At 72.1% G+C, this 12905-nt stretch carries 12 protein-coding genes and 1 pseudogene; 7 read left to right on the plus strand and 6 right to left on the minus strand.

All coding sequences use genetic code 11. The annotated features are described in order from the left end of the window. From ACH4FX_RS35500 to ACH4FX_RS35510, 3 genes are all read right to left on the minus strand, one after another. Positions 1-322 (minus strand): TIM barrel protein (locus tag ACH4FX_RS35500; protein ID WP_398485584.1); only part of this gene is annotated, 322 nt, incomplete at its 3' end. A gap of 73 nt (positions 323-395) precedes the next feature. Further along, entirely contained in the window at positions 396-2174 is a 1779-nt protein-coding gene (gene gcl / locus ACH4FX_RS35505) for a glyoxylate carboligase (RefSeq protein ID WP_398485585.1), read from the minus strand. A gap of 363 nt (positions 2175-2537) precedes the next feature. Next, positions 2538-3455, minus strand: coding sequence for an NADP-dependent oxidoreductase (locus ACH4FX_RS35510; protein WP_398485586.1), 918 nt, complete (start codon positions 3453-3455; stop codon positions 2538-2540). 160 nt (positions 3456-3615) lie between these two features. On the opposite strand from ACH4FX_RS35510, the gene ACH4FX_RS35515 reads away from it, so the two are divergent. After that, positions 3616-4572, plus strand: coding sequence for a LysR family transcriptional regulator (locus tag ACH4FX_RS35515; RefSeq protein ID WP_398485587.1), 957 nt, complete (start codon positions 3616-3618; stop codon positions 4570-4572). Between the two features lie 464 nt (positions 4573-5036). Further along, positions 5037-6097 (plus strand): annotated as a pseudogene (locus ACH4FX_RS35520) (MFS transporter). Positions 6098-6169: 72 nt separating this feature from the next. Here ACH4FX_RS35520 and ACH4FX_RS35525 read toward each other — a convergent pair. Then, positions 6170-6709, minus strand: coding sequence for a hypothetical protein (locus ACH4FX_RS35525; RefSeq protein WP_398485588.1), 540 nt, complete (start codon positions 6707-6709; stop codon positions 6170-6172). A gap of 100 nt (positions 6710-6809) precedes the next feature. On the opposite strand from ACH4FX_RS35525, the gene ACH4FX_RS35530 reads away from it, so the two are divergent. From ACH4FX_RS35530 to ACH4FX_RS35540, 3 genes are all read left to right on the plus strand, one after another. After that, positions 6810-7604 carry an alpha/beta fold hydrolase gene (locus tag ACH4FX_RS35530; protein ID WP_398485589.1) on the plus strand — a complete coding sequence of 265 codons (795 nt, stop codon included), beginning with the start codon at positions 6810-6812 and terminating at the stop codon, positions 7602-7604. A 257-nt stretch (positions 7605-7861) separates the two neighbouring features. Continuing rightward, positions 7862-8197, plus strand: a complete 336-nt coding sequence (locus ACH4FX_RS35535; protein WP_398485590.1) for a hypothetical protein — start codon at positions 7862-7864, stop codon at positions 8195-8197. A gap of 150 nt (positions 8198-8347) precedes the next feature. Continuing rightward, positions 8348-8545 carry a hypothetical protein gene (locus tag ACH4FX_RS35540; protein WP_398485591.1) on the plus strand — a complete coding sequence of 66 codons (198 nt, stop codon included), beginning with the start codon at positions 8348-8350 and terminating at the stop codon, positions 8543-8545. 171 nt (positions 8546-8716) lie between these two features. Here the strand turns inward: ACH4FX_RS35540 and ACH4FX_RS35545 are convergent, their stop codons facing one another. Beyond that, the gene (locus ACH4FX_RS35545) at positions 8717-9943 is read right to left on the minus strand and encodes an acyl-CoA dehydrogenase family protein (RefSeq protein ID WP_398485592.1); all 1227 of its coding nucleotides are present in this window, start codon (positions 9941-9943) and stop codon (positions 8717-8719) included. A 172-nt stretch (positions 9944-10115) separates the two neighbouring features. On the opposite strand from ACH4FX_RS35545, the gene ACH4FX_RS35550 reads away from it, so the two are divergent. Then, the gene (locus ACH4FX_RS35550; protein ID WP_398485593.1) at positions 10116-10844 is read left to right on the plus strand and encodes a TetR family transcriptional regulator; all 729 of its coding nucleotides are present in this window, start codon (positions 10116-10118) and stop codon (positions 10842-10844) included. A gap of 49 nt (positions 10845-10893) precedes the next feature. Here ACH4FX_RS35550 and def read toward each other — a convergent pair whose 3' ends face one another. Beyond that, entirely contained in the window at positions 10894-11451 is a 558-nt protein-coding gene (def, locus tag ACH4FX_RS35555) for a peptide deformylase (RefSeq protein ID WP_398485594.1), read from the minus strand. A gap of 211 nt (positions 11452-11662) precedes the next feature. On the opposite strand from def, the gene ACH4FX_RS35560 reads away from it, so the two are divergent. After that, positions 11663-12901 carry a MurT ligase domain-containing protein gene (locus ACH4FX_RS35560; protein ID WP_398485595.1) on the plus strand — a complete coding sequence of 413 codons (1239 nt, stop codon included), beginning with the start codon at positions 11663-11665 and terminating at the stop codon, positions 12899-12901. The last annotated feature ends 4 nt before the right edge of the window (positions 12902-12905 follow it).

The following is a 12905-nucleotide window of genomic DNA, read 5'->3' on the forward strand; positions in this document are numbered from 1 at the left end:
ACTGCGCGAAGCCGGCGGCCACCTCCACATTGGCGCGAAAACGCTCGGATTCGGCGCCCGGCACGGACAGCGCGCCGCGGTCGGGCCCGGGCAGCTGCCCGGCGTAGAAGTTCAGGCCCACCAGCCGGGTGCCGGCCTCGTCCAAGGCGGTGCGCAGCGCGTCCAGCTGCCGCTGTTCGGGCACCGGGGCGTCCACCCACGGCCACCACAGCTCCACCGCGCCGAACCCGGCCGCGGCGGCGGCCGCCGGGCGTTCCAGCAGCGGCAGCTCGGTGAACAGAATCGACAGATTGACAGCGAAACGCGCGTCGGCAAAGTCCATGGGGGAGCCGTCCTTTCGGGAAGCGTGGTGCGGAAGCAGTGAGGCGGGGGCGCCGGGCCCCCGCCCGCCCGGCTCAGCTCATCGGCACGATCGCGGTCGGCGCGTGGCCCGGCTCGGTGGCCAGGTCCTCGAACTCGTTGACGCTGCCGATGTCGGTGCCGCTCATCGCGATGTTGGTGACCCGCTCCAGGATGGCTTCGACGACCACCGGGACCCGGTGCTCGGCGGCCAGCTTCTTGGCCTCCTCGAAGGCGGGCAGCAGCCGGTCCGGCTCGGTGACCCGGATGGCTTTGCAGCCCAGCCCCTCGGCGACCTTGACGTGGTCCACGCCGTACACGCCGAGCTCGGGGGTGTTGATGTTCTCGAACTCCAGCGTGACCTGGTAGTCCATGTCGAAGTTGCGCTGCGCCTGGCGGATCAGGCCCAGGTAGGAGTTGTTCACCAGCACGTGCACGTACGGGATGCGGTGCTGCGCGCCGACCGCCAGCTCCTCCAGCATGAACTGGAAGTCGTAGTCCCCGGAGAGCGCGACGACGCTGCCGTCGGGGTCGGCGGTGGCCACGCCCAGCGCGGCCGGGATGGTCCAGCCCAGCGGACCGGCCTGGCCGCAGTTGATCCAGTGGCGTGGCTTGTAGACGTGGAGCATCTGCGCGCCGGCGATCTGGGAGAGGCCGATGGTGGTGACGTACCGGGTCTCCGGGCCGAACGCGCGGTTCATCTCCTCGTACACCCGCTGCGGCTTGAGGGGCACGTTGTCGAAGTGCGTACGGCGCTGGAGCGTGGCCCTGCGCTGCTGCGCCGAGGCGGCCCAGTCCTCGCGGCCGGGCAGCGCGCCCGCGGCCTTCTGCTCCTTGGCGATCTCGACGAAGAGTTCCAGCGCCGCCTTGGCGTCCGAGGCGATGCCGTAGTCCGGGGCGAAGATCTTGCCGATCTGGGTGGGCTCGATGTCCACGTGCACGAAGGTGCGGCCCTGGGTGTAGACGTCCAGCTTGCCGGTGTGGCGGTTGGCCCAGCGGTTGCCGATGCCCAGGACGAAGTCCGACTCCAGGAAGGTCGCGTTGCCGTAGCGGTGCGAGGTCTGCAAGCCCACCATGCCGGCGTTGAGGCGGTGGTCGTCGGGGATGGTGCCCCAGCCCATCAGGGTCGGGACGACCGGGACGCCGGTCAGCTCGGCGAACTCGACCAGCAGGTCCGAGGCGTCGGCGTTGATGATGCCGCCGCCCGCGACGAGCAGCGGGCGCTCGGCCGCGTTCAGCATGGCGAGGGCCTTCTCGATCTGCTTGCGCGTGGCCTTCGGGCGGTGCACCGGCAGCGGCTCGTACGTCTCCGGATCGAACTCGATCTCCGTCATCTGCACGTCGATCGGCAGGTCGATCAGGACCGGCCCGGGACGGCCCGAGCGCATCAGGTGGAACGCCTGCTGGAAGACGCCGGGGACCTGGGCGGCCTCCAGGACGGTGGTGGCGGCCTTGGTGACCGGGGCGGCGATCGAGGCGATGTCGACGGCCTGGAAGTCCTCCTTGTGGATCACCGCGGTGGGCGCCTGGCCGGTGATGCACAGGATCGGGATCGAGTCGCCGGTCGCGGAGTACAGGCCGGTGATCATGTCGGTGCCGGCCGGTCCGGACGTACCGATGCAGACGCCGATGTTGCCGGGGTCGGCGCGGGTGTAGCCCTCGGCCATGTGGGAGGCGCCCTCGACGTGGCGGGCGAGCGTGTGGTGGATGCCGCCGCCGGCCCGGAGCGCCGCGTAGAACGGGTTGATCGCCGCGCCCGGCACGCCGAACGCGTTGGTCACGCCCTCGCGCTTGAGGATCTCCACAGCCGCACGAGCGGCGGTCATTCGAGGCATCGAGTACTCCTGCGTCGGCCTGTCGGGATCGCGCTCCGGCCCGGGGGCGGAAGCGCGAACTGCACTCTTTCCGCATTGTGAAATATTTGTTTTGCCTTGCGGAAGTACGGAAGAAAGTAGAGCGCGCCCTTCCAGCCGTCAAGGGCAAGGCCACGGAGTGAGCACCCGACAGTCCGGCAGGTCGGTAAGTCGGCAGGTTGACAGGTCGTTAGGTTGACAGGCCGATAGGTCGGCAACCGAGAGGAACGTCCAGGACGCGGGCGGTACGGACAGGGACACGGCGCGGGAGGCGTGCGGCCAGCAGGCCTCCCGCGCCGTCAGCGGCTGTGACGGATGGCGGGCACGCCGCCCCGCGCCCGGGGATCAGCCGACGGTCAGGACGAGCTTGCCCCGGTGTCCGCCGGCCTCCATCTGCCGGTGCGCTTCGGCCACGTCCGCCATCGCGAAGCGGCGGGCGACGGGCAAAGTGGCCTCGCCCCGGGCCACCGTCTCCGCGACCTGGGCGACGGTCGCGGCCGAGCGGGTGCCGAACATCATGGTGATGCCGTACTGCTCGGCCAGCGGCGGACTGGCCAGCGTCATGATCCGGCCCCGGTCGCCGGTCACCGCGACGGACACCCTGATGGCCTCCTCGGAGCCGGTCAGATCCAGCGAGGCGTCGACGCCCTGCGGGGCCGGCTCGCGCAGCCGCTGCTCCAGGCCCGCGCCGTACGTCACGGGAGTGGCACCGAGGGAGCGGAGGTAGTCGTGGTTGCCCGCGCTTGCGGTGCCGATGACGCGCACGCCCCGCGCGCGGGCGAACTGCACCGCCAGGCTCCCGACGCCGCCGGACGCGCCATGGATCAGCACCGTCTCCCCGGCCTTCAGCTCCAGCCTGGCCAGCGCGTTGAACGCCGTCTGGCCGACCGCGCCGACGACCGCCGCCGTCTCCCACGACAGCGCCGCGGGCTTGCCGGTCAGGCTCTCCGCGGGGACCACGACCCGCTCGGCGTAGGCCGCCATGTCCACGAACCCGATCACCTCGTCCCCCACCGAGCAACCGACGACGCCATCACCGACCTGGTCCACCACGCCGGCGAACTCGTTGCCGAGCTGTTGGGGAAAAGCGATGTCGCGGACCGCGTCGAACTCCCCGCGCCGGATCTTGGCATCGATCGGGTTCAGCCCCGCCGCCTTGATCCGCACCCGGACCTGCCCCGCAGCCGCCTGCGGCTCAGGAAGATCCGCCACCCGCAGGACCTCCGGGCCGCCGTAGGAGTCCATCACCACTGCCTTCATCATGCTCGCCGCCTTACCTTCGAATGAGCGATTGCATGGCCGCCGAAACCTTGGAAGAGATTCCGTACGGCGCCTTCCGCTCATCAAGTCAACGGCTGTGGGCCGGGCAGGTCCAACACTCTTCACCGGACACCCAACAGTCCCAGACTGTTACGGTGGAGGAGTGGACCTCGACCTGCGCCAGGCACGCTATGCCGTGACCCTCGCCGAAGAACTCCACTACGGCCGGGCCGCCGCCCGGCTCACCATCGCCCAGCAGACCCTGTCCGCCCAGATCACCACCCTGGAAAAACGTCTCGGCGTCCAGCTCTTCCACCGCGACCGCCGCCGGGTCGCCCTCACCCCCGCCGGCGAGGTCTTCACCACCCGCGCACGGCGCCTGCTCGGCGACGCCCGGCAACTCGTCGACGACCTCGCCCGCACCCGCACTCCGGTGCGCGTCGACGTCCTCACCGAAGGGCTCACCCCCTCGGTCCTCGCCCAGCACCTGCGCGCCCAGACCCCGTGTCTGCCCTTCGAAGTCATCCACACCCAGGGCCTGGACGCCGCGCTGCCCCGGCTGCTCTCCGGCGACCTCGACCTCTCCTTCGGCCGCGTCCACGGCCTCGGCCGAGAACTGCCCGCGCCGCTGGCCACCATGCCCGTGAGGCTGGAGCCCATCGGCGTCATCGTCCCCGCCGGCCACCCCCTCGCCGCACACGACGAGGTGCCGCTCACGGCCCTCGCCGAGCACCCGCTGCTCGTCCAGACCGCCGACGAGGCCCCCGAATGGCGCGACTGGATCGACCAGGCCATGGCCGCCTTCGGCCTGCGCAGCGCCCTGCGCGTACGCGGACACGGCCGCGCCGCCGTCCACGCGACCGTCCAAGCCCGCGGCTACCCCGCCTTCGGCCCCACCACCGAGCAGCTCCCCGACGGCCTGACCGCCCGCCCCCTGACCGGTCCCGTCCCGCTCTACCCCTGGCACGCCGTCTGGAACACCACCACCGCGACCGCCACCACGAACCGCGCCCTGGAGATCATTCACGCCTACGCCCAGACCCATCGGTGGCACCGTCTCCCCGACGCGCCCTGGTGGCTGCCGGAAGCGGACCGCGCGGCGCTGAGCCCGCGGAAGTGAGCGTACGGATGAGAAGTGGGCGCCATACCTGGCGTGCGCAGGACCCCGCAGTGTCGTGTGGTGTCCGACTTCTTGTTCTTTCTGCCGTGGTTTCGAGGTGACGACGTATCTCCCAGGCCCTGTAGCCGTCCGCGTTCCCCGCGTTCCGATCTCTGTGATCTCCGGAACGTGTCCGGGGGCGGACGTCGCACTGGCCTGAGTTGCGTCACCCACCCCCGCAGTTTCCTGTCGTTTCCCGGGTGCAGCTCTGCCGACTGCCCCGGGTTCCGTGTTGTCCGGCCCCGGCGCTGCCGACGGTGAGCTCCCCGATTCCTTGAACCAGGAGTCCCACGGTGACTTCCCCCGCGCTCGACGGCGAGCCGAAGCACCCCACCGAGCCCTCGCCCCACACGGCATCCGGCCCGGCGTCCACGATGCCCCCGGCCGCCAGGATCGCCCTCATGGTCGTCCTGGCCGCCGAACTCATGGACACCCTCGACCAGTCGGTCGTCCTCACCGCCCTCCCGGCCATCCAGAAGTCGACCGGCGCCGGACCGGCCGCGGTGCAGTGGCTGACCACCGGGTACGCGCTGGCCTTCGCCCTCGGGCTGATCACGGGCGGCAGGCTCGGCGACGCGTACGGCCGGCGCAAGGTCTTCCTGATCGGCACCGCCGCCTTCACCCTCGCGTCGCTGCTGTGCGGCACCGCGGCCGGACCCGGCACCCTGATCACCGCCCGCGTGTTCCAGGGCGGCGCCGTCGCCGTGATGATCCCGCAGGTCCTGACGACCGTGCACGTCACCTTCGACGGCGAGACGCGCAGCAAGGCGTTCGGTCTCTCCGGCACCGTCCTGTCGGCCGGCGCCGTCCTGGGACCGGCCCTGGGCGGCGCAAGAAGGACGCACCGCTGGTGGTGCTGTCCCTCTTCAAAGGCAGGGAGTTCTCCGGCGGCCTGTCCGCGCAACTGCTGCTGGGCCTGCTGTTTGGCCTGTTCTTCACGACCTGGACGCTGTATTTGCAGCGTGGCCTGGGCATGAGCCCGCTCACGGCGGCCCTGGCCTTCGAGGTGATCGCGCTGGGCGAGGTGGCCGGTGCGATGGTCGCGATGAGGACCGTCGGGCGCTTCGGGCGCCGCGTGCCACAGGCCGGAGCGCTGTTCGCAGTCGCCTCGATGGTGGCCTACGGGCTTCAGATCAGCAGTCGGCCGGCCGGCCTGCCCCTCCTCGCGATGGCCGTTCCCCTTCTGCTGCTCGGTATCGGCTTCGGCGCGATCGGGGCGCCACTCGCCGACATGTCGCTCGCCAAGGTCCCGCAGGAGAGTGCCGGTTCGGCCTCGGGCCTGTTCAACACCTCGACCCAGCTGGGCATCGCCTTCGGTGCCACGCTGACCGCCCTGGTGTTCTTCTCGGCCACCGGCGGCTCACCCGAAGGCGCGGTCAACCACGACGCGTTCACCGGCGTGCTCTGGTGGGTCGGCGGCGCCTTCACGGCGATGTGGGCCCTGATGTTCTCCCTGCCCAGGCACGCGAACAGCGAGGCCGGCTGAGTCACCGGCGGTGTGGGACGCAGCTGAATCTCCCGGGCTCCCGGGCAGCACCACGCAAGCCCCGCACACGCCTCAGCGCTCCCCCTTCCCCAGCCACACCTCCACCACCTCGGACGCGACGGACACCACGGTCCGGCCGGTGGTGTCGATCACCGTCGTGCCCGGTGGTTCCGGGCGGCGGAGGGCGGCGTGCTGGCGGAGGGTGCGGGCGAGTTGGCCGGCCGCCTCGGAGCCGATCTCACGGCGGCGGACCCGGTTTTCGAGGGTGGGTACGTCGGCGGTCAGCCGTACGGAGGTGATGCCGGCACCCGGTACGGCGTCGGCGATCCACGTCAACTCCCGTTCCAGCGAGACAAACACGCCGGTCAGCAGCAGCCGGGTGTGGCCGATGCCGGCCAGGTTCGCCCAGAGCGCGGCGAGGTTGCGGCGGGACAGTTCGCTCGGCGTGTGGCCGGGCGGTGGCCAGGGATACACCTGGTCCAGCTGGTCGGTGTCGATGAGGGCGTGCGGGATGTCCGCGCGGCCGAGCCGGTGGGACACCTCGTACGCCGTCGTGGACTTGCCGACCCCGGCGGCACCGCACAGGACCAGAATCTTCGTCGTGGGCTGCATCGCCGTCCATGGTGGGCCGACCGCACCCGCTCCGCCAGCGAATTCGCGGGCCTGAGAAGCTGTCCCGCCCGACCGGATCCGACGAACAGGAGAGACGACCGTGCGCAACGCCGTGGTGACGCCCGAGGGCGACCGGATCCGCTGGGCCGAACTGCCGGGCGACGAGCCGGTCCGCGTCTACCTGCACGGCCTCGGCGCCACCTCGCCCGCCTACTTCGCCGGGACGGCCGCGCACCCGCGCCTGGCCGGGCACCGCTCACTGCTCCTGGACCTGCTCGGCTTCGGCATCAGCGACCGGCCCACCGGCTTCCCGTACACCCTGGAGGCACACGCCGACGCCGTCGCCGAGGCCCTGCGGGCCGCCGGGGTGGGCGCGGCGGACGTCATCGCCCACAGCATGGGCGGCTCGGTGGCGATCGTGCTCGCCGCCCGGCACCCGGACCTGGTGGCGCGGCTCGTCCTCATCGACGCCAACCTCGACCCGATCACGCCGCGGCGGGACCGGCCGGGCAGCGGCGGCATCGCCGCGCTCTCCGAGGAGGAGTTCGTCGCAGGCGGCTGGGAGCGGATACGGGACGCCGCGGGCGAACACTGGTGGTCCACGATGCGGCTGGCCGGGCTGGAGGCGCTGCACCGCAGCGCGGTGCACCTCACCAGGGGCAGCGAACCGGCGATGCGCGAGCTCCTGCTGAAGCTGGCGATCCCGCGCACGTACCTGCTGCCCGAGGCCGACGGCCCACTGCCCGGGGCCGACGAACTGACGGCGGCCGGCGTCCGGGTCGTGCCGGTACCGGACTGCGGGCACAACATCATGCTGGACAACCCGGAGGGATGCGTCCGCGCGGTCGCGGCGGCACTGGCAGCAGGGACGGCCACGGGTCCGTCCGCCGGGTGAACGTCCGGGGGGGCGGTGAACGTCCGGGCGGCAGGTCGGAGCCCGGACGACGGGGGCGCCCAGGCGGCGGTGAACGTCCGGGCCGCGGCCGGAAAATACCCAGGCCCGATCACCGCCGCCATGCCATGATCACCGCATGCACACCATCCACACACCCATCGGCCGGCCTCCGCTCCCGGCCCGTAAGGTCCATGCCGCGTAGGCGCCCCACCCAGGTCCGGGCCGGCCTGTCACGACAACGGTCCGCCACGTACTCCGTGATAGACGGCCTTGACGCCCCGGCGCAGTGCGATATCCGCGCCCTCGAACGGTCGCATCTGTCACCCGGCGACGTGGCCACAGCCCTGGAGAACTGGCGGCAGCAGCTCCGGCTCCCGGACCATCGGGTGGCCGAGACGGACCCCTGGGGCTGCCCCTGCTGCAGCGCCGGATACGGGCGCGCGAACCTGGAGATTGCGCTGCGCACGCTCCCCCGCCGCACGGCACGCCGGCTCCGTGCCCTCGTACAGCCACTGGACGAGGCCTTTCTGGCCCGTACGTTCCACGACCCGCACGTACCCCGGGACCTGCCCTGGTGGGAGCGCCGCTGCTGAGGCCGACCGTCCATCCGGCGCCCGGCCTGCGTGGATTGACGCCATCGCGCGGGGCGTTGAGCTTCCGTTCATCGCGGTGTCGGATGCTGGCCATGCCGACGGCGCGGTCGTGCCGACGGGGGAAGTTCGTGCCGAGATGGAGCATCTGTCATGAGCGTCGTTGAAGAACCGCTTCGGGTCCCTACGGTGTCGTTACCGCGCCAGCTGCCCGCGGGCAGCGCCCGGTCGCTGCCGATGCTGGACGCGGTGGTGGAGGTGTTGCGCGCCGCCGGCGAGGACGTGCACGTGGTGTACTCCGCACACGGCGACATGTTCAAGGTGGTGCCACGCCAGGAAATCGCCGCCTGAGCGAGCGGAGCGCCGACCGGTCAGCTCTCGCCGTGCCGCGCGCGGCAGGCCCTCACGGCAGGCGGCGGCGAAGTCGCCGAACGCCACGTTACTTGCGTCACTGGGGCCGCGGCCCCGCCCTCCGGGGCAGGGCCGCGGTACTGCCGTACGCGCCAGGAGTGCCTGTCGCGGTCAGCGGATCGGTACCCCCGCCACCGTCCTCGCGATGACCAGTCGCTGGATCTCGCTCGTGCCCTCGAAGATGGTGTAGATCGCCGCGTCGCGGTGCATGCGTTCCACCGGGTACTCGCGGGTGTAGCCGTTGCCTCCGAGTATCTGCATCGCCTGGGCGGTGACCTTCTTGGCGGTCTCGCCGGCGAACAGTTTGGACATGGAGCCCTCGGCGGAGGTGAACGGTTTGCCGGTGGTGGCCATCCAGGAGGCGCGCCAGACCAGGAGGCGGGCGGCGTCTATCTGGGTGCGCATGTCGGCCAGTTGGAAGGCGACACCCTGGTTGTCGATGATCGGGCGGCCGAACTGGACGCGGGTCTTGGCGTAGTCGAGGGCCACCTCGTACGCGGCGCGGGCGATGCCGACGGCCTGTGCGCCGACCGCCGGGCGGGACGCCTCGAAGGTGGCCATGGCGGCGTTCTTCACGCGGTCGCCGTTGCCGCGTGCCCGTTCGCGGGCGCGGGCCAGGCGCTCGTCCAGCTTCTCCTTGCCGCCGAGCAGGCAGTGGCCGGGCACCCGTACGTCCTCCAGGACGACCTCGGCGGTGTGCGAGGCGCGGATGCCGTGCTTCTTGAACTTCTGGCCCTGGGTGAGGCCCGGGGTGCCCGGCGGGACGATGAAGGAGGCGTGGCCCTTGGGGCCGAGGCCGGGGTCGACGACCGCGACGACGACGTGGACGCCCGCGATGCCGCCGTTCGTCGCCCAGGTCTTGGTGCCGTTGAGCACCCATTCGTCCTTGGCCTCGTCGTAGACGGCTCGGGTCCGCATCGCGGACACGTCGGAGCCCGCGTCGGGCTCGGAGGAGCAGAAGGCGGCGACCTTCACGTCGTCGGCGTCGCCGTACATCTGCGGGATCCAGGTGCCGATCTGCTCCTCGGTGCCGTTGGCCAGCACGCCGACGGCGGCCAGGCCGGTGCCGACGATCGACAGGCCGATGCCGGCGTCGCCCCAGAACAGCTCCTCCATGGCCATGGGGATGCCCAGGCCGGTCGGGTCGAAGAACTGCTGGGCGTAGAAGTCGAGCGAGTACAGGCCGATCTTGGCGGCTTCCTGGATGACCGGCCAGGGGGTCTCCTCGCGCTCGTCCCACTCGGCGGCCGCGGGGCGCATCACGTCGGCGGCGAAGCCGTGGATCCAGTCCCGGACCTCCTTCTGCTCGTCGCTCAGCTCCATGGTGAACTCGGCCATGACCCCTCCGGCGCTGCGTTCCCGGGTGACCCACCCAGGAAAGTTACTTGCGGTAACACGAGTCTGTTACCCGTCAGTAAGGAATGTCAACTCCCCCGGCCCCGCCGTCGCCCCGCAGCGTGGGTGTTACGTTGCGCGAGCGTCACGGATTCACAAGGGCGGGGAGTGGGACATGGAGAACACCCAGCACGACGGCCGGCAGCGGGTCACCGCGGTGGAGCAGCCGGCCGCGGGCGACGACGCCGCGGCGAACCCGCCGCACACGGTACGGCGGCAGCAGACGGCGACCGAGCGCCGGCGCCGCGAACTGCTGGAGGCCGCGGACCGGGTGGTGCTGCGCGACGGCCCGGACGCCTCGATGAACGCCATCGCGGCGGAGGCCGGGATCACCAAGCCGATCCTCTACCGGCACTTCGGCGACAAGGGCGGGCTCTACCGGGCGCTGGCGGTACGGCACACCGACGCGCTGCTGGACGGGCTGCGGGCGGCGCTGGACGCCCCCGTACCGCGCCGGGACCGGGTCGAGGCGACGCTCGACACGTACCTGACCGCGATCGAGACCCGCCCGCAGGTCTACCGGTTCCTGATGCACCCCGCCGACGACGGGCCGGGCGCCGACAAGGACGCCGGCTTCGACGTCGGCCGGCACTCCGCGCCGCTGCTGCGCCGGCTCGGCGAGGAGCTGGCCCAGGTGATAGGCGAGCGGCTGGACCTGGGGCCGGGCGGCGAGGAGCTGGCCCGGGTCTGGGGCCACGGGATCGTCGGCATGATGCACGCGGCCGGTGACTGGTGGCTGCGCGAACGCCCCTGCTCGCGGGCACAGTTGGTGCAGCACCTGGCCGACCTGCTGTGGGGCCGGCTGGCGGCGGCCGGGGACCGGCTGGGCGGACCGGGGTTCTGAGCCGGCGGGACGGCCGGTGCCCGGCGGGGAGACGTACGGCGGGTGGCCGCTACTCCGCCGCCCGCTCCCGGCCCGCCCACGGTGCGCGGGCCGCGGCCCGCAGGGCCCGGCGGCGCCGCAGGCCGGTGAGGTGGTCGAGGTAGAGCCCGCCCGCCAGGTGGTCGCACTCGTGCTGGAGGCAGCGGGCGAAGAACCCGGTGCCGGAGACGGTGCGCGGCTCGCCCGTCACGCTGAACCCTTCCACCACCGCGTGGTCGTGGCGCGGCGTACCGGCTTCGATGCCCGGCACCGACAGACAGCCCTCGGGGCCGCGGACGAGGACGCCGTCGGCGGTCACCAGGCGCGGGTTGACGAGGTGTCCGAGGTGCCGGTGGTCCTCGTCGTCCGGGCAGTCGTAGACGAACACCCGCAGCGGAACGCCGATCTGGTTGGCCGCCAGGCCGACCCCGTGGGCCGCGTACATCGTGGCGAACATGTCCTCGACGAGTTCGGCGAGGCCGGCGTCGAAGGCGGTGACCTCCGCGCAGGGGCCGGTCAGGGCCGGGTCGCCGAGGAGGCGCAGGGGGCGCGGGCGGCCGCGGCTGCCGGGGATCGAGCGGGAACGCATGCGGGTAAGCGTACGTTCTGGATCGTGCGACGGCGCAGGTCGTCGCGGGGGACCGGGGTCGCGGCACGGGTGGCGGGATTCGGGGCCGCCGCCGGATCTCGATAGGCTGATCCCCGACCGAAGCCTCCGGCCGGTCATCGGCTCCGGAGGAGGCGTTCCACCGGCAGCCCCAAGGGCGGGAGGGCGCCGGATGCAAGGAGGATCAAGGACGATGGCAGGCAACACGGAGCCGCTGTCGCCGCGGGCCAAGCTGGCCGTGACGGCGGGCAGGGCCGCGGCGGCGGTGTCGCGCGCGGCGGGCCGCGGCAGCGGATCGGTGATCGGCGGCAAGGTGGCGCTCCGGCTCGACCCCGACCTGCTGGCCCGGCTCGCCCGGCACCTGGACGTGGTCCTGGTGTCGGCGACCAACGGGAAGACGACGACGACGCGGCTGATCGCGGAGGCGCTGCGGGCCAGCGGCCCGGTGGTCTCCAACGCGCTCGGCGCCAACATGCCGGCGGGCATCACCTCCGCCCTGGCCGGCGGCTCCGACGCCCGCTTCGGCGTCATCGAGGTGGACGAGAAGTACCTGGCGGGCGTGGCGCGCGATGTGACGCCCAAGGCCATAGCGCTGCTGAACCTCTCGCGCGACCAGCTCGACCGCGCGGCGGAGACGCGCATGCTGGCCGAGCACTGGCGGGAGGGCCTGGCCGGCTCCAAGGCGCTGATCGTCGCCAACTGCGACGACCCGCTGATCGTGTGGGCGGCCTCCTCGTCGGCGAACGTGGTGTGGGTCGCGGCGGGCCAGGAGTGGAAGGACGACGCCTGGTCGTGCCCGTCGTGCGGCGGTGTGCTGCAGCGCCCCGGGGACGACTGGTTCTGCGGCGAGTGCGGCTTCCGGCGGCCGACGCCGAGCTGGGCGCTCTCCGGCGACCACGTGCTCGACCCGCACGGCAGCGCCTGGCCGATCCGGCTCCAGCTGCCGGGCCGGGCGAACAAGGCGAACGCCACGACGTCGGCGGCGGTGGCCGCGGCGTTCGGCGTGCCGCCGCAGGTCGCGCTGGAGCGGATGTACGGGGTGCAGGCGGTCGCGGGCCGCTACGACGTGGTCTCGTTCCTCCAGCGGGAGCTGCGCCTGCTGCTGGCGAAGAACCCGGCAGGCTGGCTGGAGACGTTCTCGCTGGTCGACCCGCCGCCCACGCCGGTGATCCTGTCGGTGAACGCGCGCGGCGCGGACGGTACGGACACCTCCTGGCTGTGGGACGTCGACTACACCCGGCTGGCCGGGCACCCGATCTTCGTGATCGGCGACCGCAAGCTGGACCTGGCGGTCCGCCTGGAGGTCGCGGGCCTGGACTTCCGGGTGTGTGACACGGTGGACGAGGCGGTGCAGGCGGCTCCTCCGGGCCGTATCGAGGTCATCGCCAACTACACGGCCTTCCAGGACCTCCGCCGGCGCGTGGGGAACTGACGTG

The sequence above is a fragment of the Streptomyces sp. NPDC018019 genome (genome assembly GCF_044327805.1).
In the GTDB taxonomy this organism is placed as follows: Bacteria; Actinomycetota; Actinomycetes; order Streptomycetales; family Streptomycetaceae; genus Streptomyces.